Origin of the sequence: Rhizobium altiplani, from assembly GCF_001542405.1 — a bacterium.
Classification (GTDB): Bacteria; Pseudomonadota; Alphaproteobacteria; order Rhizobiales; family Rhizobiaceae; genus Rhizobium; species Rhizobium altiplani.
Window position 1 is genome coordinate 50,197 of sequence record NZ_LNCD01000086.1, and the last position, 25,377, is coordinate 75,573.

Genomic DNA, 25,377 nt, shown 5'->3' on the forward strand with positions numbered 1-25,377 from the left:
TGTTCGTACTCGCAGCCGTGTAGAGCATAGGAAATAAGTCCTATTCGTAGGAGTGTTCATATGCCGATTGCCAATTTCACTTTGCCAGGCGCCTCCGCGCCATCCTTTCCCGAGGCGGTCACCGAGATGGTCATGCTTGCCAGCCATCGGATCCAGATGCGTCGGGACCGGCGCCGCACGCTCTGCCATATCAGGCAGATCGCCATGTATGTTTGCCATGTCGCCCTTCAGATCCCGCTTTATGAGATCGCCGCAGCCTTCGGCCGTGACCGTACGACAGTTGGCCATGCCTGCCACGTGGTCGAGGATCGCCGCGACGATCCAGCGTTCGACGAATTCGTCGCGGTCGTCGAGCGGACCGTCACGTCTGTATTTCGTTCGAACGGAGTGCTCGGCAATGAGTGATGCGAACAGAGCCATGGTAAAACTTCTGAGGTTTCTGGCACGTGGCCAGGCGCGGGAGCAGGCATGCGAGGGTTCTGCCCGGTCGCTGCAGTCAGATGACGCCTCGCTTCACATCGTTTCCGAGGGTCTGCTGGCCGAGGCCGTGTCTGCCGGGCTGGTCCGCCGGGCAGGCGGGCGGAACGGCTTATGTCCGGCCGCACGCTCCTATCTCAGGCGTGCCGCCTCCATGAGGGAGGAAGCCTTCATCGAGCAGCACGGCGCAAGCGGCCATGCCGTGGCAGATGTGGACGGCGGCCCGCAGCCCTTCGGATCAACCGGGAGGAATCGCCGCTTTCAAGCCTTGTGCGACTGAAGGAGAGGAGTGGCCGGCCATTCCTCCCGAATGAGGCGCTTGCAGCCGGGGAAAGGCTGCTTGCCGGTTTCACGCGCGGCCAGCTGCAGCCGCGCATCACTGCCTCCTGGGAACCGCAACAGGCAAGCCGTGCGAAAGGAGAACGCGGCGGCATGGCGGACCTTGCCGATAGCGCCATCGCCGCCCGCGTCGCGGTCAATCGTGCGCTGGAAGCGATGGGACCGGAACTTGCCGGCGTGGCGCTTGATGTCTGCTGCTTCATGAAGGGGTTGGAGACCGTCGAGCGCGAGCGCCAATGGCCGGCGCGATCGGCCAAACTGATGCTGCGCACGGCCCTGATGGCGCTCTCCCGGCATTACAAACCGCCGGCGCCCTCGCGCCGATCGCGCGTGGAGCATTGGGGTGCGGAGGGCTACAGGCCCGAACTCTATTCGTGATGAGGCGGGTGGTTGCTTAGGCCACCGCGCGTACGCGGGCTTCCTCGCGGATGCGGTTGACCATCGAGCGCAGGCCGTTGGCGCGCTGCGAGGAGAGATGCTCGACGAGGCCGATCTTCGAGAATACGTCGAAGGCGTCGAGGGCCGCGATCTCCGATGCCGTCTTGCCGGAATAGGTTGCAAGAACGATGGCCACGAGCCCGCGCACGATATGCGCGTCGGAGTCGCCCTCGAAGGTCATGACGGGATTGTCCGGATCCCCCGCGGTGTGCGTTACGAGCCAGACCTGGCTGGCGCAGCCCATCACCTTGTTGGCCGATGTCTTCTTGTCGTCGGGAAGGTCCGGAAGCGCCTTTCCGAGCTCGATCACATAGCGATAGCGATCTTCCCAGTCGTCGAGGAAGGAGAAGTCGTCAATGATCTGCTCGAGGGACGTCATGTATTGTGGCCTTTCGTTATCAGGTTTCATATAGGTGAAACGCGGCCAGATTTGAACCATTAAAAAGAAACGCCGCGGAGGATGGGCATCCTCGCGGCGCAGCAAAAGCTGGAAATAAACAGGGCAGGCACGTCAGGCACGGGACATTCCGCGGCTTGCGGATCTCCGGTGCAAGCTTGGTCGCGGAAAATCCCGCGGAATTCTCAGGTGGCCGGACGCGGCGTCGGCAGCGGAATGGTGCCCGTCGTCACGGTGTCGGAAAGGCTTTCATCGCCGTCGTCAACCGGCGGGCGATAGGGCATCGGCTGGTTCAGCGCTGCGGTGCGTTCCTGTGCCTCGGCCTGAGCCTCGGCATGGGAGGGCGCAAGTGCCGCGACGGGAGTGATCGGCGCATTGGGTGCGACAGCAGGCTTGGCGGCGTTGTCGTCACCGAAACGGCTGTCCAGCAGCTCATAGGCGACACGGGCGCCTTCGCGGGCCCGGTGGCCGAGCGCGGCCATGGTCTCCGCACCCTTGACGCAGACCTCCGGCTTCTCGCCGCACATGCCTGTCACGTAGTCATAGGCGCCTGTCGCCGCGACAAAGGCGTCGGAAAACTGCAATGTCGGCTGCGAGCGGGTCGAGCTCTCGCCGCTGAAGAACGACAGCAACACGAGCACAAGCCCGAACCAGAATGATCCTTTGATCAGAAACCACATCGTCGTTGCCATCCTGTTTTCCCGTTCGGTCTTACCGCCGAATCGGTCCGGTCTTCCGGTGTGCTTGACCTTAGAGCGGAGTTGCGAATGCCAGTTTTCAAAACTCGTCGGCATTTGCCTCAAATTTAGTTCGAATTTTAATGAACGGGATTTGCACCGCATTTCGGTCAAATTGTAGCGACCGCTGTTAAGCATGTCATCGGCCTCCTCCTGTAATTGCAGGCAAACCTTGCGGCAGAGCTGCCACAAAGGTTAACAGCAAGCTGAAATGTGAGCGAAATCCGTCGCTTACCGCCCGTTAACCGTAAAAAACAAAGCCGCTTCCATATGTCCAAAAACGGGACATTTCGCTCTTCTGCGGTGTGGAGGCGGCTTTTCCCTTATCCTTTCCTTAAGCGCCCAAGGCCTATTGTCGGCCCTGGTAAAAAGCCTTTTTTGGGCGGGTATTGCGTGCGTGTAATGAGTAAGATCGCAGAGCGGGCGGCAGCCCTCGTGGACCGGGCGGTGGAAAGCTGGCTCTCCCGGACAGGAGGGGGCACAGCCGTGCGCCAGCGTGAATTGATGATCCTGCGCCGCTTGGCGCTGCTTTCGTCGGCGGCTCTCGTCGCGGTCCCCGTTGGGCTCTCTTCTGTGACCAGTCCTGCCATTGCGCTACCCGTCGGTGTCGCAACCGTCTGCGCGGCCTTCCTGTTTTCTGCGGTGGGCAGCATTGCCCTGTCGCGTCAGGGTACGGCAACAGCGCCGATTGCCGCGCCTGTCGCCGAAGACTTTTTCATGGAAGCAACCGCCGGTCTCGCCTTCTTCCTGGATCCGCAGGGCAACGTCACTGCCGTCGGCGGTCGTGACAAGCGCGAATATCTCGCCTGGATGCGTGATCCGATCGACAAGGGCTTTGTCGATCAGATACATGTCTCTGACCGCATCCTTTTCCTGCAGGCGCTGGATCAGCTTCGCCAGGGTGAGGCGACTGCCGCGGTCGATCTGCGGCTGGAGCGCCCTTCGGTTTCGCGTGACAACAGGCAGTTTGCCTACCTGCGTATGGATATGACCGCGCGGCAGGACGGCGAGGGCACGCTCTTCAGCGTGATTGCCCAGTTACGCGATGTCTCGGTGGAGCAGCAGTTACGGCAGGAGGCGCAGAACCGCGCCGCCGACGCCCGCTCGGCAAACGATGCAAAATCGCGGTTCCTTGCCGCCGTCAGCCACGAATTGCGCACACCGCTCAACGCCATCCTCGGCTTCTCCGACATCCTGCTCGGCGAGTATTTCGGCAAGCTCGAAAACGACCGCCAGCGGGAATATGTCGGCCTTGTCAGGGAATCCGGCGCGCACCTGCTCTCCGTCGTCAACACCATGCTCGACATGAGCAAGATCGAAGCGGGGCGCTATGAGCTTTGTCTCGAACCCTTCGACATTGCATCAGTCGTTCGTTCCTGCGAGGCCATGCTGGCGCTGCAGGCGAAGTCCAAGGGTGTATCGCTGACAAGCCGAGTGCAGCGCGGTCTCGACGAGGTCGTGGCCGATCAGCGCGCGATCCAGCAGATCCTGATCAATCTGGTTGGCAATGCCGTGAAATTCACCGATGCGGGCGGTGCGATCTCGATCGACGCGTCGATGCGCGACGGCATTCTGAGCCTCTGCGTGAGCGACACCGGCATCGGCATTCCCGGCGACAAGCTGGAAACGCTCGGCCAACCTTTTGTCCAGATCCAGAACGACTATAGCCGCCGATTCGAGGGAACGGGACTCGGCCTGTCGTTGGTGAAGGGCTTGGTGGCGCTGCATGGCGGCGACTTCGCAATCGCCAGCACGCCGGGCGCCGGTACGATCATTACGATTTCCATTGCAGCGGATGGCTCTGGCATTCCGGCTGTGGGTTCTGCCCGCAACGATCTTGTCGAGTTTCCGCCGCGACTGAAGGCTGTGCCGGCGCTAGCGGGCGTTTTGGAAGAGGGGCTTTTCGATGGCCGCGAGCAAGCGAAAATCGCCTAAGGGACGGAGAGGCCGACAGAAACGGCCGAGCCTCCTTCTCACAGGGGCAACCATGGTCGGCGGTATCGGGCTGCAGGGCGCAAGCGTGCTTGGCGGCGTGATCGGCCGCAACCCGTCGGTTGCCGGCGGTACGGCAGCCTTCCTTGTCATCTTCAGCTTCGTCGCCGCAAACGCGCTCTGGTATCAGCCAGGGGCGCATCCGCACCCGTTCCTGCGCACCCGCGATCCGCTCTTTCCGAATGTGCTCGGCGGTCGCCCGGTCATCGAGGAGCAAAGCGGGAATGTCACCACCTTCAAGATCCAGCGGCAGGACGAGGCCGACGTCACGCAGACCAATGCGACGCCGCCAGTCGCTCCCGGCGGGCAGCAGCCGAGCCAGATCGTCATGGACATCCAGACCGAACTGGTCCGGCGTGGCCTTTACAACGGCACTCCGGATGGGGTCATCGGCCCGCGCACCAGTGCGGCGATCCTCTTCTTCGAAGAAACCGTGGGCATGCCGCAGACGGGCGACGCAACGCCAGATATGCTGGCAGCGCTCAGAACCGACTCGGTCGGCCCCTCGGCGATCCCGCTGGAAAAGCCGCGCGAAGACATCACCTCGAAGGCATCCGCCGAGGATCCTGTCGCCGCCGCCATCCGCAGCGCCGAAAAGAGTGTGAAGACCGCGCCGACACTTGCAAAGAAAGCCGCACCATCCGCGGAGTTGTCGACTGTGGATCTCGTCCTGAAGATCCAGAAGGGCCTCAGCAACATGGCCTACGCCAATGTCGGCGTTGACGGTGTGCCGGGAGAACAGACCCGCACCGCCATTCGCCACTTCCAGAAGCACTACAACCTTCCCGAGAATGGCGAGCCGAGCGAAGCGGTCTTGAAGAAGCTCAAGGAGATCGGCGCGCTCTGAAGCCCGGCAATGCCAAGCATTGCCGCTTGCCGTTTGTCTGCTATAGCTCGCCGATGAGATTACGCACCGATATTTTCGTCTCCGCCCTCCTGCGCCGGGTTTTTGCCAAAGGTGATTTTGCCGCTGTCGAGGCAAAGGGCGCCGACGAGGCGGGCGCCATCTTCATTCGCCAGCACTTCCGCGATGGTCTTGAGACGCTCTACGGCCCAGCGCCGCAAAGCCTCTTCGACGACGAGACGAGCGGGGAGCGCCTATTCGAGAAACGGCTGACGCGCGAAAAGCCTGATCGGGTCAGGGAAATGCTCGAGCGTGAGCGGAAGTTCGACCCGGACCTCTGGATCGTCGAGCTTGAAGCCGATGAGCTCGGGGATATCGTTCCGCTTGGCGACGGGCGCGAGAACCCGCTCTAGTCAAAGTCAGCGTGTACGGATGATGCGCCTGTCCTGGGCGGGCGGTTCCTCATGGGCGGCTTGCGCCGTTTCTGTTCCTTCGGGCAGGTAGGTATAGCTGTCGGCGCGGCGCCAGGCGTCGACGCGGGCGTTGCACTCTTCCAGATCGAGACTGTCCAGCACCATCCATGCGCGCGTGACGCCATGCTGCGGTTCCGCAAGGTGCGGGTAGAGCTTTTCGAGCACAAAGACGGCGTCGCGGAAGTCCAGGCCGAGACTGATGAGCGTGGTCGCCAGTTGCTGACCGGAGATATCGAGCATAATGCGCTCTGCAAGCCAGCGGCTTGCCGAAAGCCCGCTGGCAAGCGCCTTGGCAAAGAGCGCCGCTTCGCGATTGCGGGCAAAGCGGACGAGGAGTGCGGCCTGGATCGGCGACAGGTTACGCAGCCCGAGGCGATCGCCTTCCGGGCGGCTGACATGACGTGCCAACTCCCGGATTCTATTGCGTATCTCCTCTTCACTCGCGCGGCGCGCTGCAGCCTCGGCTTCCTCGAGGGAAGCCGGAACCGGCGGTTCGGATGGTACGATGCCAGTTTCGACCTCAGCCGGAGCTGCCAGACGCTGTTCCGCCTGACGCAGGCCGACCAGCGCGTCGATGACCCGCGGGGAAAGCGCATCCCGGCTGACGATCGCCTTCATGTGTGCGCTGCCCTGGGTGCGCGCAATGGTGATCAAGGTCTCGTCGTCGATCGCCGGCGAGGAGGTGAGGAACGGCGCTGCAATGTCGATCGACTGGCAGCCGACGAAAAGCGCGACGGCGGCTGGAATCTGCGGGCATTGGGAAAGGGCTGCCACGGCCTGACGCTTTGCCTCGAGAGAGGAGGCCTGGAACAGCGGCGTGAAGAGTTCGGCGAATTGGCGCAGTTCGGAGCGGGTTGGCGGCTGCAATCCCTCGAAGCTGCTGACGGTCGCCATGAGAACCACGTCCTTCTTCCGGCTGGCGGATGGGGCCTCTAGGTCTCGGAACCGGTCACGCACAAGAACACACCCTGGAAACGCAAAAAGGGATGTCGCAGGACTGGACGTGAAGGGACGCCCCTTACCCCACATAGGTTATGAACAAATCCTACATGGGCAGGGTTAACGCTTGCTAAAGACTTTATTCAATTTGTACCGAAAGGCTTCACCGTATGACGACCGCGGGACGGAGTGACTAAAGCCCCTTGTGTCCGCGCAGCGCCGCCAAAAGCCTCTCGGCGCTATTGTTCCCGGACTGATAGAGGTCAAGCGCAGCGGACGCTGCCATCTGGGCTTCGGCGCTCTTGATGTCGATCCGCTTTTCCGCACACCACGCATCGAGGGCATGGCGCAGCACGTCAAGGTCCTCGGGAGAGAATGTCGAACCGATAAACAAAGACATTTTAACCCCTCCCTGTCCGCAATAAGCGGAAGACGGCGCCCCGCCGCCTGGCCACGGACCCGTGGCCGATGACACAACTTTACCGGTATTGGTGAGGATCGCAATTGATATTTTTGTGACGAGAAACCACGGAGCTGTAATGGGGCCGCCATCGCCGACACAACCTCCGTTAAGTATATGAATTAATGCTAATATCGGCGCGACATTGTCGGTTGAAACTTCTTATGAGAAGTTTGAAACCAAATGGGGACTCAGCGCGTTTATAAGACGTCGTGCAAATAGCTAACGTCCAGGCATGAAATTAACGATCTGTTAACTGTCGTATGTCTCAATTCGGGTATGAACGGCGATCGAGTGCTTCGGTCGTCCGGTTTCACATCACGGTATTTCAAACAGGTGCCGTGAGAAAGGCGCGAATGCCTCGGAGCCCGGTTTCGGGTTCTACAGGACGCGCTGGCTCGCATAGGCGGGCAGGGTGAGATTCCGCAGTTCATCCGTCTCGGGCCGTGCATGGAGACGAGAATGGCAATAGTCGTCGCATTGGCGGACCGTCTGTCTCAGACGCAACGCCGCAAGGGCAGGAAACCAGTCGAGGCACAGATCCTCCTTTTCACGGGCGTGCGTTACGAGCGCCTGACGGAAAGCTCGAAGCGTTCCCCGGCGCCTCGCATTTCGCGGGCAAAGAAATAGACTTATTGCTTCAATCCGAGGGGCCGGCATATTCGTCGCAGCCGGCCTCCGCGAGGAAGTTCCGCGCGGCTGCGTCGAAGCTCGCCTGGGGCGCCAATGTCCTCAGCACCACATAGCCTTCCGAACGCGTGCTTTCCACGAGAATGGTTTTCTGCAGGTCAGGCGGCAAAGCCTTGCGAAGCTCTGTCAACTGGATCGGCGTTCCGACCAGAATGTCGAGCGCTCCCCCCACAGACGTTCTGTCGTTCATGCTGAAGACCTCGTTCGAAGCCTCGTCATAGAGCGCGACAGACCAGAACGGCACATTGCCCTTGGCCGTCAGGCGGACCGGATTTTCCTCAATGTCGAACGAGCAGACAGCAGTGCGGACAAAAGGGTCATCGTTGGAAAGTCCCGCGGCATCGTCCGTCGACCCAAGCAGGTAGAACTTGTCGAGATCGCCCTCGGAGGCGACGCGGGTGGCGGCGTCCTTGCCGGTAAAGTGCGGCAGCGAAAGAATGATGACGAGGTGCAAGAGTGCCGCCCCGAAAAGTCCCGCGAGGATGGCAAACAGGATCCTAAGCATTGCCGCATCCGGTTTTCTGAAGCTTCGGCATCGCAAGGTCGATAACGCCGGAGCTGCCGGCTGTCGGGGTATCGAAGAGGGTCAGGACGAGTTGGAAGGTACCCGCCGCCGGCAGCGCTAGCCAGTTTCCCGGTCGGGCGTGCGCGGAAATGTCGATCGTGAAGCTGCTGTCGGGCTGCCGCAGCACCGTCCAGGAATTCAGCGCGCCGGGAAGCCCTGGTCGCAGCGAGGCAGGATTGCCGCTGTTGTCTGCGGTAAACAGCGTCCAGATGCGGGCGGGCGGCGTCTGCCCCGTGATACGGTAGCTGCAGCCGGCATTCAGCCGGTCGCCGGCGTCATCGACCTTGGCGGTAAACATCAGGCCTTCGGCGTTTCCGTAAAGCAGGCGTCCGGCACGCGCCCGGTGCGATTTCGCATAGGGGTCGGCGCTTTCGGTTTGTAGCTCGGGGAAGGCTTCCCAGGCGCCGAGCTTGATCGCGCCGAAGCCGGCCGTCGCATCCAGCGCGTAGAGCGAAATCATGATCCCGCCACCAAAGGCGATAATCAGAGTCATCGCTATGAAGAGAGGAAACCGAAACACTATGCGCCCTTGAGAAACAAATCAGTTGAAAGGGTTACCACTGATTCTAGCTAGGCGGAATGGTGCAGGGCGGTATCGGCGGCATATCCCGGCCAAAACGGATCAACGCTGGACCATTCGAAAGGCCGACTGATTTTCGATAGCTGGATCAGCGTCCAGACTTTTGGCATCAAGCGATTTTCAAAGATCGGCGCCCGCCGCGACGACTTTTCCGGAAGCTATCAGCGCCCGCACAGCTTCGTGCACTGCCTCCAAGCTCGTGTACCGCGGTGTGTAGCCCAGGCGGTTTCGGCTCTTTTCAATTGAGTGGCACGAGCTTCGGATCACGTGCCCGCGACTGCTTTCGGCATACTCGCCGAGATCGGCAAACCATTCTTCAAAGGGCTTGTAAGCGATGCGCGGCTCCTTTCCGAACCAGCGATAAGCCGTTTCCGCGTAGCCCCGCAGGGTCAACGCTTGTTCCGATACCGTGTTGAAGACTTCGCCGATTGAAGCCGACCGGTTCTCGATCGCACACATGATCCAGCGAGCCACGTCATCAGCATGGACGTGATGGACCATTTCAAGTCCGAGGTTCGGCAAGACGAGTTCATCGCCACGGGCAATCAGCGAAAAGACTTCCGGATCCGCGTTTCCGATCGGGTTGATCGGATTCCAGCCTTCGCCGACGATATGGCCAGGACGGAAACAGGTCGCGGGAAAGCCGGTGACGTGCGCCTCCCGCGTGAGCCAGGCTTCGCACTCGGCCTTGCCCCTCCCGTAGGCGTCTATCGGATTGGGCGGATCGGTCTCGGTCGAGGGGATCGCAAAAAGGCGGCCATAGACCCAGATCGAGCTACAGAACAGGTAATGGCCAACCTTTCCTCGGAGGGCCTCCACCACGTGCCGTGTACTGGATAGGTCGAACGATATCATATCGACGACGATATCAGGCCTTAGATCTGCGATCTTGGCGCCGAACCGGCCGGCTTTCTCCTCGGCCGCGCGATCGAGCGCGACGTTCTCGATCTCACCCCATGCGTAGTGGGGGCGATAGGGTTTTGCTGTGCCACGGCTCACATTGACGACCTGATGGCCGCGCTCGACAAGCGCTGGCACCAGATAGCTTCCGACGTGGCCACTCCCTCCGATGATGACGATGCGTGACATGATCGGCCTCCCTCGCTCTACGAAGCAGTTGCTGCTGATGCCCTTAGTCGGCGCTCGCCACCTTTTGCGCGGCAAGCGGGGGCGCCGCCTTTAGCGCCTGGCCAAGGTCCTTGAGAATGTGCGTGGACTCGACCGAGAGCATCCGGGGCCGGACGAGGGGCGGCGGGCTGCCCTCCGCCGGCTTGGCGGCGGCGACCGTTTTTGCCGTCTTGTCGGGTGGCAGCGGCTGCGTGCCGGGGATCTGTCGAAGCGTGATGCCCTGGTGCGCATAGTCCATGGCACGCTTGAAGGTCATGGCCGGCAGCGAGCCACCGGTCATCTCGTTGGTCGAGGTATAGTCGTCGTTGCCAAACCAGACGGCGCACGTGTAGTTGCCGGTGTAGCCGATGAACCAGGCGTCGCGGTACGCCTGCGTCGTGCCCGTCTTGCCGGCTGTCAGAATGCCGTTGTCGAGCGCTGCCTTTCGCGCCGTTCCGACATAGGGGACGCGGGACAGCATCTGGTTCATGTAGGTGTCGGCCTTCTCGGAGAGCACCCGCTTGGCGGGCGGCTCGTCACGGTCGAAGTCGTAGAGGACGTCGCCGCCGTAATCGAGGACCTGCGTGATGCCGTGACGGCGCGACTGGTAGCCACCTGCCGGGAAGACGGCATAGGCGGTCGCCTGGTCGAGCACCGTCACCTCGGAGGTGCCGATCGGGATCGTCACGTCGTCGCGCACGGGCGACTCGACGCCGAGGTTCTTCGCCATGGCCCGGATCGGCTGGATGCCGAGCTTTTCCTTGGCAAGGCGCACCGGAATGGTGTTAATCGACTGGGCGATGGCGGTCGCAATGGTGACGCGGCCGGCGTACTTGTTGGCGTAGTTGCGAGGGGCCCAGTTGCCCCAGTAGATCGGCGCGTCGACGACGATGGTATCGGGCGTCATGCCGCTCTCCATCGCCACCGAATAGGTGTAGACCTTGAAGGATGAACCCGGCTGCCGCAGCGCCTTGGTGGCACGGTTGAACTGGCTTTCGCCGTAATCCCGGCCGCCGACCATGGCCCGCACCGCGCCGCCGTTTTCGATCACCACCATCGCGCCCTGTTTGGCGTGATAGCGCTCGCCATATTCGCGCAGCGACGTTTCCACTGAATCGTCGGCCGCGCTCTGCAGCCCCATGTCGATCGTGGTCCTAACGACGAGCGAATGCTGGGGGAAGCGCGGCGACAGGCGCATGACCTCGTCAAAGGCCCAGTCGAGGAAGAAATCGGGTGATTCCACCTGGTTGCGGTCGACGACCGTCGCCGGATTACGCCGGGCGGCGATCACCTGGCCCTCGGTCATCAGGCCGCTTTGCACAAGGTTGGTCAGCACCTCGTTGGCGCGACCGCGCGCCGCCGGCAGGTTGACGTGCGGCGCATATTTCGCCGGCGCCTTGAACAGGCCGGCGAGCATTGCGGATTCAGCCAGATTGACGTCGGTGATGCTCTTGCCGAAGTAGAACTGCGCCGCTGCGGCAGCGCCGAAGGTGCCACCGCCCATGTAGGCGCGGTCGAGATAGGTGGAGAGGATTTCCTTCTTGGAGAGGTTAGCTTCGAGCCACAGCGCCAGGAAGGCTTCCGTAATTTTTCGGTCGATCGAGCGTTCGTTGGAGAGGAACAGGTTCTTGGCGAGCTGCTGCGTCAATGTCGAGCCGCCCTGTACAACTTCGCCGGCCTGGGCGTTGGTAACAAGCGCGCGGAAGAGACCGATGACGTCGATGCCGAAGTGATCGAAGAAGCGCCGGTCCTCGGTCGCAAGCACTGATTTGATCAGCGCGTCGGGCAGTTCGTCGATAGGCACGGAGTTCTGGTGGATGACGCCGCGATGGCCGATGACGTTGCCATAGCGATCCAGGAAGGTGACGGCGTAGTCGCCGCGATTGCGCCAATCTTCCTTGGTAGCTTCAAAGGCAGGCTGGGCGAGGGCGAGCATCAGGACGGCGCCGACGGAACCCCATGTCAGGCCTTCGCCGGCCAGTTCGAAGACAATGCGCTTCCAGCCGCGAACGCGGAAGCGGCGGAAGAAGATGGTGATGTCTTCCCAGATTTCGGCCGAGCGAAAACCGGCATTCCAGATGGTCGAATCGATCCACGAGTCGATCTTCAAAAGCAGGTGGCGTTGCTTGCGCGGCCGTTTTTCTGGATTGTCCGGATCCGTCACGTCTTATATTCCCGCCCGATCAGTCACTTCGACGTCGGAGGAACCTGACGCCGGACTATGGCAAATCTGCCGACAGTGCCCCGGAGTAACCGGAGCTTGGTGAATCATTGGTTGATTTGGCTGACAAGAACAAGAGAAATGGAAGCTCTCACGCGATTTTGCACGGAGCTGTTGCAAGAACGGAATGATGGAAGAAGTACCCTTCTGGAAGACGAAGACGCTCGCCGAGATGACGACGACCGAATGGGAGAGCGTATGCGACGGCTGCGGCCTCTGTTGTCTCAACAAGCTCGAGGAGTGGGATAGCGGCGACATCTACTTCACCTCGATCCGCTGCAAGCTGCTCGACGACCACAGCTGTCGCTGTTCCTCCTACGAGAACCGCTGGGATTTCGTGCCCGATTGCGTCCAGCTCACCAAGGAAAACGTCGACGAGATCGCTTGGCTGCCGCCGACCTGCGGCTACCGGCTGATCAACGAGGGGCGCGATCTTTACTGGTGGCATCCCCTGATTTCTGGCGATCCCGAGACTGTCCATGCCGCCGGCATTTCGGCGCGCGGCCGGACGATCGACGAAACCGAGGTCAAGGTCGACGACTTTGAGGATTATGTGGTGGATTGGCCGCTGACAGTGGGCGACGAGGCGCAGGCCCAGCAGCCGGAGGCGGCTAAGTAGTCGCTGGTTGAGCGACCGTCTCAAGGAATTCTCTCAGCTCAGCGCGAACATAGTCTTCGATCGAGCCTTGCGGCTCGAAGCCCCACCAGAGCAGGCAGCCCTGCCATTGCGACAGCATCAGCCGTCCGAGCGGCGTTTTGCCTTGGGCGCCGAGGGATCGGTCGAGCGCTGCCGCCAGTGTCTTTCCCCAGGCAGCCCCACGAGCACGCAAGGCCGGGTCGCGCAGATCTTCCCGCAGTACCAGCAGGCCTTCAGCGTAGGACGTGGCATCGTCGCCGTAATCCCTGGAAAGTCCGGCGAGCAGGTTGATGGCGCCTTCGGGTGTCTCGGGAAGAGACTGGATCTGCTGGGCCGTCTCCATGTCCAGCCGGTCCCAGGCGCGCAGCAGGCAGGCCCGCAGCATTGCAGCCTTGGTGCCGAAGCGCTGTACCAGCGTCGAGCCGGAAAGGCCGCTGATCTTCGCCACCGTGCCGAAGCTTGCCGCGTCAGGACCTTCCGCATGGACGAGGCCGAGCACCATGTCGAGAAGCTGTTCGTCGGAAAGCGTACGGGGTCGCGGCATGAAAATTCCTCTTGTGTTCGCGACGAATATGAACGAACGTTCGTTTATATTCAAGTGCAATGGCGAACACCCATTGCGCCTGGTCCAGCGTGGAGGACAAGCACGTGACAGCAGCCCTTTCAGGAAAGATCGCCCTTGTGGCCGGAGGCACGCGCGGCGCAGGTCGCGGGATCGCCTTGGAACTCGGGGCCGCCGGGGCAACGGTCTACGTTACCGGCCGCACGACGCGGGAGAAGCAATCGGAGTATGGCCGCCCGGAGACGATCGAGGAGACCGCCGAGATGGTAACCGCTGCGGGCGGCGAGGGGATCGCGGTTCGCGTCGATCATACCATGCCTTCGGAAGTCGAGGTGCTGGTCGAAAGGATCCGCCGCGAACAGGGCCGGCTCGATATCCTGGTCAACGATATCTGGGGCGGCGAACATCTGACGGAATGGAACAAGCCGGTCTGGGAGCACTCGCTCGACAAGGGGCTGCACATGCTGCGGCTGGCGATCGACACCCATCTGATCACCGCGCATTTCGCGCTGGCGCTGATGGTCGAGCGCCCCGGCGGGCTGCTGGTCGAACTGACCGACGGCACGGCCGAATACAACGCCACGCATTACCGCCTCTGCCCCTATTACGACCTCGTCAAGACGGGCGCCATCCGCATGGCCTGGGCGCATGCCAAGGATCTTGCGCCGCATGACGCGACGGCTGTGGCGCTGACGCCCGGCTGGATGCGCTCGGAAATGATGCTCGATATCTTCAATGTGCGAGAGGAGAACTGGCGCGACGCGACGTCCGTGCAGCCGCATTTCATCATCTCCGAGACACCGCGCTTCACGGGCCGGGCGGTGGCAGCCGTTGCCGCCGATCCAGAACGCGTCCGCTGGAGCGGCCAGTCGCTGTCGAGCGGCGGGCTCGCCAAGATCTACGGCTTTGACGATGTGGACGGCTCGCGGCCGGACTGCTGGCGCTACATGGACGAGGTCATGGACGCAGGCAAAGCCGCCGACGCTACCGGCTATCGTTGATTCGATCTAGCCGGATGGAATGACAACGAATTGTCTTTGCAGGGTTTTTGGCGCGGCGTTCTGCCATGACTTGCGCACGAGGCCATGCACGAGTTCGTCGCTCGCCTTGCCGTAGAAAAGCCGGGTCGAGCCGCGCAGTCCCCAGCCGCCCGGCACCGCGGCCGTGTCGTCGGCCGCCACCGCCAGCGTCATGTGTTGCTGGTCGGGCGTCAGGCGGACGACGCAATAGTCTTGTTCCGGCATCGTCAGGAATATCTTGCTGCGCACGCGAAAATCGCGCGTGCCATGATGCGCGCTCTCGACCGCCTCCGGCAAGCTGAGCGCAAAGGAAATGAGCTCTTCCTGGTTCATGGCGATAAAATTAGCACATGCTGATGGATGTGGACCAATCAGAAAAACTCAAGCAGTCCGGTGGCTTTGAAAAATGTTCACCTGATAGGAAAATAATCCTTGATGACGTGACGGTCGTTTGATAGGGTTATGGCATAGTCGGAAAGTTGCGGGCGCGGCGGAGTGCCGAGGCAAAGCTTTTCGGATCTGAAAGCCGGGCGTTCGACCCGGCTTTTGTGTTTCTGGCCGCCAGGGAGAACTGGTCGCCCGAGAGGGTCCCGATGATCGATATAGAGAGTTTCGAACCGGAGCTGTATGGCTACTGGCCACAGAGGCGTGCCTATGGCGATGCCCTGCAGCTTGAAGCGGATGACGCCGAGGCGAGGGCGGCGGCTGAGGCCTACTTCCTTGAGATCAAGTCCGGTCCGGCCGCGCCCGCCGAGGAGTTGCGGGTGCTGCTCAACGAGATGACGGCGGAGATGCGCGACCAGTTCAGCGCCTTCCGCGAATTGCGGCGGGCCGCGGAAGCGGCGTCCGCAGGCGGCGACGAGGCGGCGGCAAAGCTCGCGCTGGCCGACCTGAAGGCGGCGACCGATGCCATGTCGCTGATTGTGCGGACGCTGGAGAAGGTCGATCAGCTGCAGCGGCAGATCGCGCGCGATCGCGAGCTGGCCGCGGAAGAGAACGACGCTGCGATGGGGCTTGAAGATGCGAAGAAGCGGTTTCTTGAGCGCATCGCTGGCGAGCGCCGAACTGCGCATCGCCTTGGTGGCCGAAACGCTCGGCGATGCGCGCGAGGTAATAATCGACTGCGTCTCCGGCATCTGCCGCATCGCGCGGCGGGGATGTCCGGAGTTCGAGATTTCGCGGCGCAGGCTGGTCTGGCCGAACGGCGCGGTGGCGCAGATCTTCTCGTCGGAAGATCCGGAAAGCCTGCGCGGCCCGCAGTTTCATTTCGCCTGGTGCGATGAGTTGGCGAAATGGAAGCACGGGCAGGAGACCTGGGACATGCTGCAATTCGGCTTGCGCCTCGGCGGTCATCCGCGCCAGCTGGTGACGACGACGCCGCGGCCGGTGCCACTGCTGAAGGAATTGATTGCTGACGCAGGTACGCGGCTGACGCGGATCAGCACGCTTGCCAACGCTGCCAATCTGGCGCCGGGCTTCATCGATGCGCGGAAGCATCGCTACGGCGGCACGCGGCTCGGGCGTCAGGAACTCGATGCCGAGCTGATAGAGGATCGCGAAGATGCGCTCTGGCGGCGCGAGATGATCGAGGCAGCCACGATCCGCTTCACGGGTGAGTTGAGGCGGGTCGTCGTTGCGGTCGATCCGCCGGCGGCGGCCGGTGCGCAGTCCTGCTGCGGCATTGCTGGGTTGGAGGCGTCGAGGCGAGCGGTGGTGCTTGCCGATTGTTCGGTCCAGGGCGCAAGCCCGGCCGGCTGGGCGAGTGTGGTGGTGCGTGCCTACCGCCGCTTTTCGGCGGACCGGGTAGTGGCCGAAATCAACCTGGGTGGCGACATGGTGGCATCGATGCTGAAAAGCATCGACGAGAGCCTGCCGGTCTCGACCGTGCGCGCGACGTGCGCTAAGTACCAGGGCCGAACCGGTTGCCGCACTCTACGAACAGGGGCGCGTTGCCCATGCCGGGCGCTTCGTCGCGCTGGAAGACCAGATGTGCGACTTCGGCCCGGACGGGCTTTCATCCGGCCGTTCGCCCGACCCGCTGGATGCGCTGGTCTGGGCGCTGACGGTACTGATGCTGGAGGGATACGGAGAACCCCGGGTGAGGGGTGTCTGAAGACTAGCGTTGAGGTTGCTGTTGTGCTGGGCGTGGCGACTGCGGCTCCGGGCGAACTTGACGCCACTCGTTTTCGAGCTGGTCGACGACATGCTGGGGAATGGTCGGCTGATTGCTGTTGGCCGGCTGCTGCATGCTCTCCTCCGAGGCTGGATTTAACGGTGAGTTAATCACTGGCACGGCTTAAACTACGTGTAAATCAGGCGCTTAAACACTTTAAACGATTGAATTAATTTTAATCGATTGAGACGTAGAACGCCGTACCACTTTTTGAGGCTGGTATTATGGTTATCCACATCGACAGGCCCTTCTTTTTCAACACTGTGCGCCATGCGCTCTTTAAGGGAGGGCTTAATCAGCCGCAGGTGGAGGGCATGACCGCGATTCTCGATTTCTGGGAAGCGCGAATGGCTGAGGCCGATCCGCGCTGGCTCGCCTACATCATGGCGACCGCCTACCACGAGACGGCCTATACGATGCAGCCGGTGCGCGAGACGCTGGCGACGACCGACGCAAGGGCGATTGAGATCCTGGAAAATGCCTATGCGTCCGGCAAGCTCTCCTGGGTGAAGACGCCTTACTGGCGGCCAGACGAGGAGGGCAAGTGCTGGCTCGGCCGCGGCCTGGTGCAGCTCACCCACAAGCGCAATTACGAGGCGATGAGCTTGCTGACCGGCATTGATCTCGTGGCCGAGCCCGACCGGGCGATGGAGATGGACGCCGCCGTTTCGATCCTGATCGAAGGTATGGTCCAGGGCTCGTTCGCCACTCATAAGCTCGCCGACCACCTGAACGAGACGACGGAGGACTGGGTCAATGCGCGCCGCATCGTCAACGGTACGGACCGCGCGGAAAAGCTCGCCGGCTACGGCAAGACCTTCCTTGCGGCCATCCGTCGCGAACGGCCGGCAGGTGCGCTTGCGCGGTTGAAGGCCTGGCTCCTGCGTGCTATCGCGCGGGTCTTCGGCTAGACGCTCACAGGAGTTCCGCGTGATCCGCCACATCGTCTTCTTCACAGCGCCCGCGGACCAACTGGAAAAGGTGCGCGCCGGCCTGTCGATCCTGACGGCGATCCCGCACGCCCGCCTGCTGGAGATCGGCACCAACATCAAGACCGACCAGCTAGGCACCGATGTCGACCTCGTTGTCTACGGCGAATTCGAGGACGAAGCTGCTCTTGCCGCCTACAAGGCGCATCCAGACTACCAGCGCTCCATCGACCTCGTGCGCCCGATCCGCGAAATGCGGATGGCGGCGGATTACGAGAGCAACACGGCTGTGAAGCGGCCCGTGCGCTGATGCTGCAGCCTGCCCTCCAGCGCCCCAGTTAGGGATGCGGTTGGACGGCAGGCCTAGCTGAGAGCGCTCTGCGCGGCGCAGATCCTGTCGACCAGAGCATCGAGTTCACCCTTCGGTGGGCGATTTTTGGCGAGGCGCTGCTTCAGGTGCATGATGGGCTCGGCGAGGATCTCATCCAGGCTTTCAGCACAGGTGAAGTCGCCTGCGACCTGCTTGACCTTCGAATTGTCGAAGATCGCAGTCCAGGCCTTGTCGCCGATCAAGGGACCTTCCCAGGCCGGACTATACTTGATCAGGGTGTCGGTCGGCACGTGAACGATCTTGGCCTCGACGCCGAGCAATCTGCCGATCGCCCTTTGGATATCGTTCCAGATATGCGCGCGGTCGGAGGTGATGTGGAAAACATCGCGAAGCGCCTCCTTCTTGCCGAAAAGCCTGACGAAAGGCACTGCGAAATCGACCGAGCGGGTCAGTGTCCAGGGCGTGTGGCCGTCGCCTGCCACGATGGTGGGCTCGCCGTCCAGCATGCGCCTTGCCATGATGTCGCTATCGCCCAACATCATCGGCACACCGGTGCGTACCGTGTGGCTGGGGCGGACGATCGTCCAGGCCAGGTTCTCGGATTTCTTGAGCAGTTCCTCGCAGGCAATCTTGGCCTGGCTGTAGGGCCAGTACGGATTGATCGCCGGTGTCTTCTCGGTAATCACATAGTGACGTGGCGGCTTCTCATAGACCGAGGCCGAGGAGATGAAAATGTACTGACCGCAATGCCCTCTAAACACCTCGATGTCGCGCCCAATCTGGTCGGGCGTGAAGGCGATGAACTGGCATACGACGTCAAAGTTGGCCCTGGCGAGATCCGCGTAGGCGGTCGATCCAAGTTCACCCACGATCGAGGTCACGCCTGCAGGCAAAGGGTCTTGTCTCAGGCCGCGGTTGAAAACGCTGACATCATGACCCTCGGCAACGGCGCGCTCGACGCATGGGTAAGAGATTTGGCCGGTGCCGCCAATGAAAAGGACTTTCAAAGCCATTTGGAAACCTCGGTATCTGACAGGCGGGATCTAGGGTCCCCTTCATAGCGTGAAAGGACCCGGGCGTCTCGCGTAAATCTGGCTAGGCTATGACGCCCCCAGACGGCAAGCGGGGAGGCCTGCATCTCCCGTCCCACTCTGACAAGCCATCGATAATGTGATGGGGAAAGCGGTATTGAATTTCTTCACGAATGTATGAGACGCATGCTATCTCAGCTGGGCTAGGAGCGATGCTGCATGGTTGTTGTGAGGGCTTTCGGGACGTCGTGCTTGGACGCGAAAAAGCGGGAAATCGAGCGTCTCGCGGCGCTGGAGCAGCTTGACCTCCTCGATACCCCGAAGGACGAAGGTTTCGAGCGCATCGTGCGGCTGATCAAGGAGATCTTCGCGGTCGAGATCGGCCTTGTGTCCCTCATCGACGCGCATCGGCAATGGTACAAGGCATGTTCTGGGCTGGCGGCGGACGAGGTTCCGCTCGAAGATACGTTCTGCCGTTACGTGGTCGACCATGAGGAACCGATTTTCGTACAGGATGCGACCCGCGATCCGCGGTTCGCGCACAACCCGGCCGTAACGGGAGAAAGCCACGTGCGGTTTTACGCCGGGGTGCCTTTGAAAACCAAGAGTGGCCACGTTATCGGAACGGTATGTGCGATCGATCGCCGCCCCAGATCGTTCGGGTCCAGGGATCTTTCTGTTCTCCACGAACTGGCGGGCGTGGCGATGGACCGGATCGAGCTGCTGCAGTCAGCCGCGACCGATGGCCTGACGGGCACGCTTACCCGCCGTGCCTTCCGGCAGGAGGCCGATCAACTTCTGTCGCTTGCCCTGAGACACCAGCATGACCTGTCCTGCATTGTTCTGGACATCGACCGCTTCAAGAGCGTCAACGACACCCATGGCCACGCCGCGGGGGATCAGGTGCTTCATGCGGTCACCGAAACCTGCAAGGCGAACCTGCGGGCGGGAGATCTGTTCGGCCGGCTCGGGGGAGAAGAATTTGCCATTCTCCTTCCGCATATCAATCGCGAAGAGGCGTTCGCTGTCGCCGAAAAGGTAAGGATGGCGATCGCGTCCCGGCCGATCCGAGGAGCTTTCGGCGACTTGAACGTGACAGCAAGTTTCGGCATTTCGGCGCTTTCGATCATCACCAGGGATATCGAGACGCTGTTGGCTCAGGCCGATGCCGCAATGTACCACGCCAAGCACAACGGTCGAAACCGATGCGTGTCGTGGAACTCTATCGGCGCCGATGGTCCGACTGGTTCGCGCCGTCGCGTCCTGAAAGCGGGGTCCATCATGTTCAACGACCGCCGCTCGACGATCGACTGCACCATACGCTCGCTCGGTACCGACAGCGCCGGGCTCTCCGTCTCCAATTCCGCTGGCATACCTGCGGAATTCGTCCTGATCATCAAGGGCGAGGGTTTCGAGACCAAGTGCCGGATCGTGGCGCAGGACCGGCAAACCATAGAAGTCGCCTTCAAGGCCTGATCGGGCTCCACCTGCGATTGGCTGTCGCCACGCCGCAGGCTTGAGAGTCCGCCTAACTCCGGGATACACCAACCATGAGATTGAGATCATTGCTGCCGTGGAACTCCGCGGCGGGTCGCAGGACCGTGCCCGAGAGGAAGGCCGCAGGTGGCTTCATGTCGCTTGCCGCAGGGGGGCGGGCGAGTTGGACGGGGCGCTCCTATGCGGCACTGTCGCGCGAGGGCTTCATGAAGAACCCGGTCGCACACCGCAGTGTCAGGCTAGTGGCGGAAGCCGCAGCCTCGGTGCCGTGGCTGCTCCACGAGGGCGATCATGAGCGGCCGGATCATGCCATCCTCTCGCTGCTCGGCCAGCCAAACGGACGCATGGGTCCCCGATTTCTTCGAGGCGCTCTATGGGCACCTGCTGCTGTCGGGCAATGCCTATGTCGAGCCGCTGATGGTCGGCGGAAATGTGCGTGAGCTGCACCTGCTGCGGCCTGATCGCATCGGTATCGTCGAGGGCGGGGATGGGTGGCCCGTGGCTTACGACTATCGCGCCGGCGGTTCCGTGCGCCGCTTTCCGGCGGAGACGGAGGGGCTGGGGCTGCTGCATTGAAGCTCTTCCATCCACTCGACACAATCTCGGTTTCCCGCCGCTTGCGGCGCCCAGGTTGGCGCTCGATCTCTCCAATGCGGCGGCGATACCTTTAACAAGGCGCTGCTCGACAATTCGGCCCGCCCGTCAGGCGCGCTGGTCTACCAGCCGAAGGAGGGCGGCAATCTCTCGCCCGACCAGTACGAGCGGCTGAAACAGGAACTCGACGAAGGCTATTCCGGCCCGATGCGCGCCGGACGCCCGCTACTCCTCGAAGGCGGGCTCGACTGGAAGTCGATGGGGCTGTCGCCGAAGGACATGGATTTCGTCGAGGCGCGCAACGGTGCTGTCCGCGACATCGCGCTTGCCTTCGGCGTGCCGCCGATGCTGCTCGGCATTCCCGGCGACAACACCTATGCCAATTACCAGGAGGCGAACCACGCCTTCTATCGGCTGACCGTGCTGCCGATGCTGACCCGCACCGCGGCCTCGCTTTCCGCCTGGCTCTCCGGACGTTACGAAGACCGCCTGCGGCTTGAGCCCGATCTCTGCAAGGTGGCCGGGCTTGCGGCGGAACGCGATCAACTGTGGACAAGGTTGGGAAGCGCGGCGTTCGTCACGGACGAGGAGAAGCGCTAGGTGGTGGGGTATTGAAAGCCTGCGCCGGCGCATGAATCAAACTCTGAGCGCCTGGATTCAATGTTCGAGCAAACGCACCCAAGCGATTCAAAAGATTCGCTGAAGTGCGAGGACGGCACCCCGAATACGGCGGCGCGAAGTCGTGACCGCCGGTCGGCTGTCGTTCTTCGCCAACCAAGGATCCCTGCGATGACAGACCTTTCCAACGATGCCGGGCTCTGGGCGACCAGGGCGCTCGGCGCGTCGGCGGGGCAGCGGTGTCGCTCGTCTATCTCCTGCCGAAAAGCCGACGGGAGGCTGCGAGCCGTTTCTTCACCGGCCTTGCCTGCGGGACGATCTTCGGCGGCCGACGGGTATCTGGATTGTCGAAAGGCTGGCGCTGGCGGATCGCCTCTCGGCCTCTGAGGTCGTGCTGTCCGGGTCGGCGGCGGCAGGCCTCTGTGCCTGGTGGGTCTCGGCATCCTATCGCGCCTCGCCGGACGATACGGCGCGCGCGGGCGCTAGCCGGAATAACAGTTTCCAACGAGGAGAATATCATGACCGCAAGCCGCGCGCTGGCGCGATCACCCATGGGCGCGGATACGCGCAAGTTCGCCAATCTGGAGCTAAGGGGGCTGAAGCGCGACGGCAGATTCTCCGGCTATGCCAGCGTCTTTGGCGAAGTCGATCTCGGCAAGGATGCCATCGAGCGCGGCGCCTTCCGCAAGTCGCTGGCTGAACGCGGGGCGGGCGGCGTGCGCATGCTCTTCCAGCATGACCCGGCAGAGCCGATCGGCGCCTGGAAGACCGAGGATAGCCGCGGTCTCTATGTGGAGGGCATGCTTGCCGTGGGTGTGGCCCGGGCGCGCGAGGTGCACTTCGACGAGTTCATGGAGACGTTCGAGGCCTTCAAGGACACCAACGACCGCCGCTTAGGCGAGATCGAGGAGAAGCTGACGGCCGATGTCGTCACCCGCGACAAGATGGACCGCATCAGCTGGGCGATGGACGAGCAGAAGAAGGTGCTCGACCAGCTGGCGCTGAAGAAGGCGCGGCCGCCGCTCGGACGTTTGCGACCTCGGGCATGGCGGCCGGCTGGGTGGCCGAAACGGCGGCCTGCCCGCAGACATCGAGCACCCAGCTTGCCACACTTTCCTTCCCGACGATGGAGCTCTACGCCATGCCGGCGGCGACATAAGCGCTGCTTGACGATGCCGCGGTTGATATCGAGGCTTGGATATCCAGCGAGGTCGATACCGTCTTTGCTGAGCAGGAGGGTACCGCCTCCGTCAACGGCGACGGCACCAACAAGCCGAAGGGCTTCCTTGCCTACACTACAGTCGCCGACAGCGCCTGGAGCTGCGGCAATCTCGGCTATATCGCGACGGATGCGGCCGGCGCCTTCAAGACCACGGGTGCTTCCGACACCCTGATCGATACGATCTATTCGCTGAAGGCGGGGCGTCGGCAGAACGCCAACTTCGTCATGAACCGCAAGACGCAGGCCGAGGTCCGCAAGTTGAAGGATGGTGACGGCCGCTATCTCTGGCAGCCGCCGGCAACGGCAGGCGAGGCGGCTTCGCTCGTCGGCTTCCCTGTTGTCGAGGCCGACGACATGCTCGATATCGCGGCCAACGCGCTGTCGATCTCCTTCGGGGACTTCCGCGCCGGCTATCTCGTCGTCGACCGCACCGACGTGCGCGTGCTGCGCGATCCCTATTCCGCCAAGCCTTACGTGCTCTTCTACACAACCAAGCGAGTCGGCGGCGGAGTGCAGAATTTCGAGGCGATCAAGTTCATCAAGTTCGCCGTGAGTTGATCGGGGCAAGGCGGGTGCGGCCACTATCCGTATCCGCCTGCCGAATATGCCTGCGTCAAACCAATCCAGGATCGTCCATGACTTATCCACTGATTACCCCACCTTCGGCGGAAGCGCTGACGCTTGCGGAAGTGAAGGCCCGTCTGTGGCTTGATGACGGCAGCGAAGATGCGCTGCTGGCCTCGCTGATCAGCGTCGCCCGCGAGCATCTGGAGCGCACGACGGGCCTCTGCCTGATCACCCAGGTCTGGCGCCTCCATCTTGAATCGATACCTGAAGATCGCGTGATTCAGATTGCCAAGGGACCGGTGCAAGCGGTTGAAAGCCTGAGCATTTACGATGAGGGGCGAGGAAGTGGTCTTGCCCGCGGCCGGCCATGTGCTTGACGGTACTGCCCGGCCGGTGCGTCTGGTGCTGGCTCGAAACTTGAACCCTGCCATTGCCGCAAGCGGCATCGAGATCGATTTTTCCGCCGGCTTCGGCGAGAGCGGCGCCGAGGTGCCCGACACGCTGAAGCGGGCGATGCTGATGCATGTCGCCCAGATGTTCGCCTTCAGGGGCGCCGTCGCCGTCGAGGACCAGCCAGCAGACATACCCGCTGGTTACGACCGATTGGTGCGCCGTTCCTGATGCGGAGGCTCTGATGCGATCCGTCTTCTTCGATCCCGGCCAGATGACCGCGCGCTCGACCTGGAGGCGCCGGAAGAAGCGCCGGACGGGCAGGGTGGCGCGACCGTACCTTTGCCGCAATTGCTTCTATGTGGGCGCGGATCGAGCCGGTGAGCGAAGTGCGCGAGGAGCGGGCGGGCGCGGATGTTTTCACGCTGACCCACCGTATCTGGCTGCGGTTCCGCAGCGACATCAGGGCCGGGATGCGGCTGCGCAAGGGCGATCGGCTGTTTGCCATCGGCACCTGGCGCGATCCGGATGAGACCGGCCGCTACCTCTGCTGCCCCTGCGAGGAAGAGGTACGATGAGCAATGCTCTTTCGATCACGCTCCGCGATCTGGCGGCGATCCTGGCGCGGCTAGCTAAAACTAACTAGAGATACCGCAGGTAATTTGCCGGCAAACGGAGGCGAGAGCCATGAGCGCAGCCAATGAACTGCTGACGGCTATCCATGCACGCCTGACCGGCGACGCAGAGCTTCTCGTCATGATCGGCGACGACGGTATCCGCGATCGGCTGGTGACCGGGCGAAAGCTTCCTTGCGTGCTGATCGGCGAACTCGTCAGCAACGACTATTCGACTTCGACCGAGAGAGGCGAGGAGCATCTCGTGTCGCTCGAAATCTGCTTCGACGTGGGTGGGCGAAGGCAGGCGCAGCTGGTGGCCTCGCGTCTCCACGCCCGGCTGCAGGATGTAGCGCTCGATCTTGGAGCGTATCACCTCGTCAGCCTGCTGCATCTCAGGACGCAGAGCCGCCGCGAACCGAAGACGAAGCTCTATATCGCCGAGTCGCGCGTTCGGGCTGTGACGGAGCCGCCGCTGCATAGCGGCGCAACCTAGGCCTCGAAGCGGCTCGTGGCGTCGCGGTCGCCTTCGTATCGTCTCGCCAGCGGAAACGACGGCAGCCACGACTCGCGGCGGATGGTCCAGAGTTCGTAAGTTGGCTGTAACTGGTTGGGAGCATCAAGCGATCCGAGGTTCACTTCGACCTCATCCCCGGAGCGCCCGAAAACCGGGGAGCCGCAGCGGGGGCAGAAGAACCGCCCGTCGTACTCACCTGTCTCGCCTTCGACCGTAACCGCATCCTGAGGAAAGATCGCGGATGCGTGAAAGAGTGCGCCATGATGCTTGCGGCAGTCGAGACAATGACAAATGCCGACCCGATAGGGGCGTCCAATAGCCACGAGGCGGACATTGCCGCAGCGGCAACCGCCAGTGAACCGGTCCATGTTGTTTCTCCTCCAAGATCAAGCGGTGGGCTGCTTATGAAGAAGATGG

At 62.2% G+C, this 25,377-nt stretch carries 26 protein-coding genes and 7 pseudogenes; 20 read left to right on the forward strand and 13 right to left on the reverse strand.

The annotated features are described in order from the left end of the window. Window positions 1-60 precede the first annotated feature (60 nt). From AS026_RS21070 to AS026_RS44605, 3 genes are read left to right on the forward strand one after another with little or no spacing between them, the layout of a single operon-like run. Entirely contained in the window at window positions 61-405 is a 345-nt protein-coding gene (locus AS026_RS21070; protein ID WP_082728566.1) for a helix-turn-helix domain-containing protein, read from the forward strand. After that, the gene (locus tag AS026_RS44600; protein ID WP_425349823.1) at window positions 398-757 is read left to right on the forward strand and encodes a hypothetical protein; all 360 of its coding nucleotides are present in this window, start codon (window positions 398-400) and stop codon (window positions 755-757) included. The genes AS026_RS21070 and AS026_RS44600 overlap by 8 nt, the downstream gene beginning before the upstream one ends. After that, entirely contained in the window at window positions 748-1,194 is a 447-nt protein-coding gene (locus AS026_RS44605) for a DUF6456 domain-containing protein (protein ID WP_425349824.1), read from the forward strand. The genes AS026_RS44600 and AS026_RS44605 overlap by 10 nt, the downstream gene beginning before the upstream one ends. A gap of 16 nt (window positions 1,195-1,210) precedes the next feature. Here the strand turns inward: AS026_RS44605 and AS026_RS21080 are convergent, their stop codons facing one another. Beyond that, window positions 1,211-1,633, reverse strand: a complete 423-nt coding sequence (locus AS026_RS21080; protein ID WP_026372173.1) for a SufE family protein — start codon at window positions 1,631-1,633, stop codon at window positions 1,211-1,213. 203 nt (window positions 1,634-1,836) lie between these two features. Beyond that, a complete protein-coding gene (locus AS026_RS21085) occupies window positions 1,837-2,331 on the reverse strand; it encodes a DUF5330 domain-containing protein (protein WP_062371597.1) in 495 nt (164 codons plus the stop codon). Window positions 2,332-2,790: 459 nt separating this feature from the next. Here AS026_RS21085 and AS026_RS21090 point away from each other — a divergent pair, with 459 nt between their 5' ends. The 3 genes from AS026_RS21090 to AS026_RS21100 are packed head-to-tail and all read left to right on the forward strand — an operon-like array spanning window position 2,791 to window position 5,637. After that, complete coding sequence (locus tag AS026_RS21090; protein ID WP_037217279.1) at window positions 2,791-4,323, forward strand: sensor histidine kinase; 1,533 nt, start codon at window positions 2,791-2,793, stop codon at window positions 4,321-4,323. Next, a complete protein-coding gene (locus AS026_RS21095; RefSeq protein WP_062371562.1) occupies window positions 4,295-5,227 on the forward strand; it encodes a peptidoglycan-binding domain-containing protein in 933 nt (310 codons plus the stop codon). The genes AS026_RS21090 and AS026_RS21095 overlap by 29 nt, the downstream gene beginning before the upstream one ends. A gap of 53 nt (window positions 5,228-5,280) precedes the next feature. Beyond that, window positions 5,281-5,637: a DUF1491 family protein gene (locus AS026_RS21100; protein WP_025661028.1), complete on the forward strand. Its 357-nt coding sequence runs from the start codon at window positions 5,281-5,283 to the stop codon at window positions 5,635-5,637. A gap of 6 nt (window positions 5,638-5,643) precedes the next feature. Here the strand turns inward: AS026_RS21100 and AS026_RS21105 are convergent, their stop codons facing one another. Both AS026_RS21105 and AS026_RS21110 read right to left on the reverse strand, forming a co-directional pair. Next, window positions 5,644-6,654 carry a DUF2336 domain-containing protein gene (locus AS026_RS21105; RefSeq protein WP_062371564.1) on the reverse strand — a complete coding sequence of 337 codons (1,011 nt, stop codon included), beginning with the start codon at window positions 6,652-6,654 and terminating at the stop codon, window positions 5,644-5,646. Between the two features lie 175 nt (window positions 6,655-6,829). Further along, window positions 6,830-7,036 (reverse strand): hypothetical protein, encoded by a 207-nt coding sequence (locus tag AS026_RS21110; RefSeq protein WP_062371566.1) that lies wholly within the window; start codon window positions 7,034-7,036, stop codon window positions 6,830-6,832. Between the two features lie 522 nt (window positions 7,037-7,558). On the opposite strand from AS026_RS21110, the gene AS026_RS42390 reads away from it, so the two are divergent. Then, window positions 7,559-7,726, forward strand: a complete 168-nt coding sequence (locus tag AS026_RS42390) for a hypothetical protein (protein ID WP_018860035.1) — start codon at window positions 7,559-7,561, stop codon at window positions 7,724-7,726. A gap of 10 nt (window positions 7,727-7,736) precedes the next feature. On the opposite strand, the gene AS026_RS21115 is transcribed toward AS026_RS42390, so the two are convergent. The 4 genes from AS026_RS21115 to AS026_RS21130 all read right to left on the reverse strand — a co-directional run bounded on the left by AS026_RS21115 (window position 7,737) and on the right by AS026_RS21130 (window position 12,202). Next, window positions 7,737-8,291 carry a DUF1254 domain-containing protein gene (locus AS026_RS21115; RefSeq protein ID WP_025661025.1) on the reverse strand — a complete coding sequence of 185 codons (555 nt, stop codon included), beginning with the start codon at window positions 8,289-8,291 and terminating at the stop codon, window positions 7,737-7,739. Then, a complete protein-coding gene (locus AS026_RS21120; protein WP_025661024.1) occupies window positions 8,284-8,871 on the reverse strand; it encodes a DUF1214 domain-containing protein in 588 nt (195 codons plus the stop codon). Before AS026_RS21120 ends, AS026_RS21115 begins: the two co-directional genes overlap by 8 nt. 180 nt (window positions 8,872-9,051) lie before the next feature. Further along, window positions 9,052-10,020 carry an NAD-dependent epimerase/dehydratase family protein gene (locus tag AS026_RS21125; RefSeq protein ID WP_025661023.1) on the reverse strand — a complete coding sequence of 323 codons (969 nt, stop codon included), beginning with the start codon at window positions 10,018-10,020 and terminating at the stop codon, window positions 9,052-9,054. 43 nt (window positions 10,021-10,063) lie between these two features. Then, window positions 10,064-12,202: a transglycosylase domain-containing protein gene (locus AS026_RS21130; RefSeq protein WP_018860040.1), complete on the reverse strand. Its 2,139-nt coding sequence runs from the start codon at window positions 12,200-12,202 to the stop codon at window positions 10,064-10,066. A 187-nt stretch (window positions 12,203-12,389) separates the two neighbouring features. Between AS026_RS21130 and AS026_RS21135 the strand changes: the two genes are divergently transcribed. Next, window positions 12,390-12,878, forward strand: coding sequence for a YcgN family cysteine cluster protein (locus AS026_RS21135; protein WP_025661022.1), 489 nt, complete (start codon window positions 12,390-12,392; stop codon window positions 12,876-12,878). Here AS026_RS21135 and AS026_RS21140 read toward each other — a convergent pair. Further along, window positions 12,871-13,440, reverse strand: coding sequence for a TetR/AcrR family transcriptional regulator (locus tag AS026_RS21140; RefSeq protein ID WP_062371569.1), 570 nt, complete (start codon window positions 13,438-13,440; stop codon window positions 12,871-12,873). The two genes, AS026_RS21135 and AS026_RS21140, sit on opposite strands and share 8 nt — an antisense overlap. Window positions 13,441-13,544: 104 nt before the next feature. Between AS026_RS21140 and AS026_RS21145 the strand changes: the two genes are divergently transcribed. After that, the gene (locus AS026_RS21145; RefSeq protein WP_062371600.1) at window positions 13,545-14,459 is read left to right on the forward strand and encodes an SDR family oxidoreductase; all 915 of its coding nucleotides are present in this window, start codon (window positions 13,545-13,547) and stop codon (window positions 14,457-14,459) included. A gap of 6 nt (window positions 14,460-14,465) precedes the next feature. Here the strand turns inward: AS026_RS21145 and AS026_RS21150 are convergent, their stop codons facing one another. Then, window positions 14,466-14,810 carry an MmcQ/YjbR family DNA-binding protein gene (locus AS026_RS21150; protein WP_025661019.1) on the reverse strand — a complete coding sequence of 115 codons (345 nt, stop codon included), beginning with the start codon at window positions 14,808-14,810 and terminating at the stop codon, window positions 14,466-14,468. A 77-nt stretch (window positions 14,811-14,887) separates the two neighbouring features. Next, window positions 14,888-15,550, reverse strand: a complete 663-nt coding sequence (locus AS026_RS43510; protein WP_245307573.1) for a hypothetical protein — start codon at window positions 15,548-15,550, stop codon at window positions 14,888-14,890. On the opposite strand from AS026_RS43510, the pseudogene AS026_RS21160 reads away from it, so the two are divergent. From AS026_RS21160 to AS026_RS21170, 3 genes and pseudogenes are all read left to right on the forward strand, one after another. Further along, window positions 15,540-16,590: pseudogene (locus tag AS026_RS21160) on the forward strand (DNA-packaging protein); the annotation flags it as partial. The gene AS026_RS43510 and the pseudogene AS026_RS21160 overlap by 11 nt on opposite strands. Before the next feature lie 284 nt (window positions 16,591-16,874). Continuing rightward, window positions 16,875-17,561: a chitinase gene (locus AS026_RS21165; RefSeq protein WP_025661016.1), complete on the forward strand. Its 687-nt coding sequence runs from the start codon at window positions 16,875-16,877 to the stop codon at window positions 17,559-17,561. Between the two features lie 19 nt (window positions 17,562-17,580). Continuing rightward, window positions 17,581-17,889: a Dabb family protein gene (locus tag AS026_RS21170; RefSeq protein WP_025661015.1), complete on the forward strand. Its 309-nt coding sequence runs from the start codon at window positions 17,581-17,583 to the stop codon at window positions 17,887-17,889. A 53-nt stretch (window positions 17,890-17,942) separates the two neighbouring features. Here the strand turns inward: AS026_RS21170 and AS026_RS21175 are convergent, their stop codons facing one another. Beyond that, window positions 17,943-18,923 carry an SDR family oxidoreductase gene (locus AS026_RS21175; protein WP_062371572.1) on the reverse strand — a complete coding sequence of 327 codons (981 nt, stop codon included), beginning with the start codon at window positions 18,921-18,923 and terminating at the stop codon, window positions 17,943-17,945. 237 nt (window positions 18,924-19,160) lie between these two features. Between AS026_RS21175 and AS026_RS21180 the strand changes: the two genes are divergently transcribed. The 8 genes and pseudogenes from AS026_RS21180 (at window position 19,161) to AS026_RS21210 (ending at window position 24,939) form a co-directional block, all read left to right on the forward strand. Further along, window positions 19,161-20,417: a sensor domain-containing diguanylate cyclase gene (locus tag AS026_RS21180; protein WP_062371574.1), complete on the forward strand. Its 1,257-nt coding sequence runs from the start codon at window positions 19,161-19,163 to the stop codon at window positions 20,415-20,417. A 74-nt stretch (window positions 20,418-20,491) separates the two neighbouring features. Then, a pseudogene (locus AS026_RS21185) lies at window positions 20,492-21,632 on the forward strand (phage portal protein). Between the two features lie 257 nt (window positions 21,633-21,889). Continuing rightward, window positions 21,890-22,350: pseudogene (locus AS026_RS43515) on the forward strand (DUF6107 family protein). Beyond that, window positions 22,247-22,489: pseudogene (locus AS026_RS42400) on the forward strand (HK97 family phage prohead protease); the annotation flags it as partial. The pseudogenes AS026_RS43515 and AS026_RS42400, both read left to right, overlap by 104 nt. Before the next feature lie 12 nt (window positions 22,490-22,501). Beyond that, window positions 22,502-23,430, forward strand: a pseudogene (locus AS026_RS42775) (phage major capsid protein). A gap of 77 nt (window positions 23,431-23,507) precedes the next feature. Next, window positions 23,508-24,060: pseudogene (locus AS026_RS21200) on the forward strand (head-tail connector protein). Window positions 24,061-24,073: 13 nt separating this feature from the next. Further along, a pseudogene (locus tag AS026_RS21205) lies at window positions 24,074-24,407 on the forward strand (phage head closure protein). Window positions 24,408-24,516: 109 nt separating this feature from the next. Then, window positions 24,517-24,939 carry a DUF3168 domain-containing protein gene (locus AS026_RS21210; RefSeq protein WP_062371576.1) on the forward strand — a complete coding sequence of 141 codons (423 nt, stop codon included), beginning with the start codon at window positions 24,517-24,519 and terminating at the stop codon, window positions 24,937-24,939. Here AS026_RS21210 and AS026_RS21215 read toward each other — a convergent pair. Beyond that, on the reverse strand, window positions 24,936-25,328 hold the full coding sequence (locus tag AS026_RS21215) for a GFA family protein (protein ID WP_025661008.1): 393 nt from the start codon (window positions 25,326-25,328) through the stop codon (window positions 24,936-24,938). The genes AS026_RS21210 and AS026_RS21215 overlap by 4 nt on opposite strands. Between the last annotated feature and the right edge of the window lie 49 nt (window positions 25,329-25,377).

What these genes read in the sequence shown, in the direction of transcription:
- AS026_RS21070 (WP_082728566.1), top strand. Translation starts at nt 61, where the DNA reads ATGCCGATTGCCAATTTCACTTTGCCAGGCGCCTCCGCGCCATCCTTT.
- AS026_RS44600 (WP_425349823.1), top strand. Translation starts at nt 398, where the DNA reads ATGAGTGATGCGAACAGAGCCATGGTAAAACTTCTGAGGTTTCTGGCA.
- AS026_RS21080 (WP_026372173.1), bottom strand. Translation starts at nt 1,633, where the DNA reads ATGACGTCCCTCGAGCAGATCATTGACGACTTCTCCTTCCTCGACGAC.
- AS026_RS21085 (WP_062371597.1), bottom strand. Translation starts at nt 2,331, where the DNA reads ATGTGGTTTCTGATCAAAGGATCATTCTGGTTCGGGCTTGTGCTCGTG.
- AS026_RS21090 (WP_037217279.1), top strand. Translation starts at nt 2,791, where the DNA reads ATGAGTAAGATCGCAGAGCGGGCGGCAGCCCTCGTGGACCGGGCGGTG.
- AS026_RS21095 (WP_062371562.1), top strand. Translation starts at nt 4,295, where the DNA reads ATGGCCGCGAGCAAGCGAAAATCGCCTAAGGGACGGAGAGGCCGACAG.
- AS026_RS21100 (WP_025661028.1), top strand. Translation starts at nt 5,281, where the DNA reads ATGAGATTACGCACCGATATTTTCGTCTCCGCCCTCCTGCGCCGGGTT.
- AS026_RS21110 (WP_062371566.1), bottom strand. Translation starts at nt 7,036, where the DNA reads ATGTCTTTGTTTATCGGTTCGACATTCTCTCCCGAGGACCTTGACGTG.
- AS026_RS42390 (WP_018860035.1), top strand. Translation starts at nt 7,559, where the DNA reads ATGGCAATAGTCGTCGCATTGGCGGACCGTCTGTCTCAGACGCAACGC.
- AS026_RS21115 (WP_025661025.1), bottom strand. Translation starts at nt 8,291, where the DNA reads ATGCTTAGGATCCTGTTTGCCATCCTCGCGGGACTTTTCGGGGCGGCA.
- AS026_RS21125 (WP_025661023.1), bottom strand. Translation starts at nt 10,020, where the DNA reads ATGTCACGCATCGTCATCATCGGAGGGAGTGGCCACGTCGGAAGCTAT.
- AS026_RS21135 (WP_025661022.1), top strand. Translation starts at nt 12,390, where the DNA reads ATGGAAGAAGTACCCTTCTGGAAGACGAAGACGCTCGCCGAGATGACG.
- AS026_RS21140 (WP_062371569.1), bottom strand. Translation starts at nt 13,440, where the DNA reads ATGCCGCGACCCCGTACGCTTTCCGACGAACAGCTTCTCGACATGGTG.
- AS026_RS21150 (WP_025661019.1), bottom strand. Translation starts at nt 14,810, where the DNA reads ATGAACCAGGAAGAGCTCATTTCCTTTGCGCTCAGCTTGCCGGAGGCG.
- AS026_RS43510 (WP_245307573.1), bottom strand. Translation starts at nt 15,550, where the DNA reads ATGCGCAGTTCGGCGCTCGCCAGCGATGCGCTCAAGAAACCGCTTCTT.
- AS026_RS21165 (WP_025661016.1), top strand. Translation starts at nt 16,875, where the DNA reads ATGGTTATCCACATCGACAGGCCCTTCTTTTTCAACACTGTGCGCCAT.
- AS026_RS21175 (WP_062371572.1), bottom strand. Translation starts at nt 18,923, where the DNA reads ATGGCTTTGAAAGTCCTTTTCATTGGCGGCACCGGCCAAATCTCTTAC.
- AS026_RS21180 (WP_062371574.1), top strand. Translation starts at nt 19,161, where the DNA reads ATGGTTGTTGTGAGGGCTTTCGGGACGTCGTGCTTGGACGCGAAAAAG.
- AS026_RS21210 (WP_062371576.1), top strand. Translation starts at nt 24,517, where the DNA reads ATGAGCGCAGCCAATGAACTGCTGACGGCTATCCATGCACGCCTGACC.
- AS026_RS21215 (WP_025661008.1), bottom strand. Translation starts at nt 25,328, where the DNA reads ATGGACCGGTTCACTGGCGGTTGCCGCTGCGGCAATGTCCGCCTCGTG.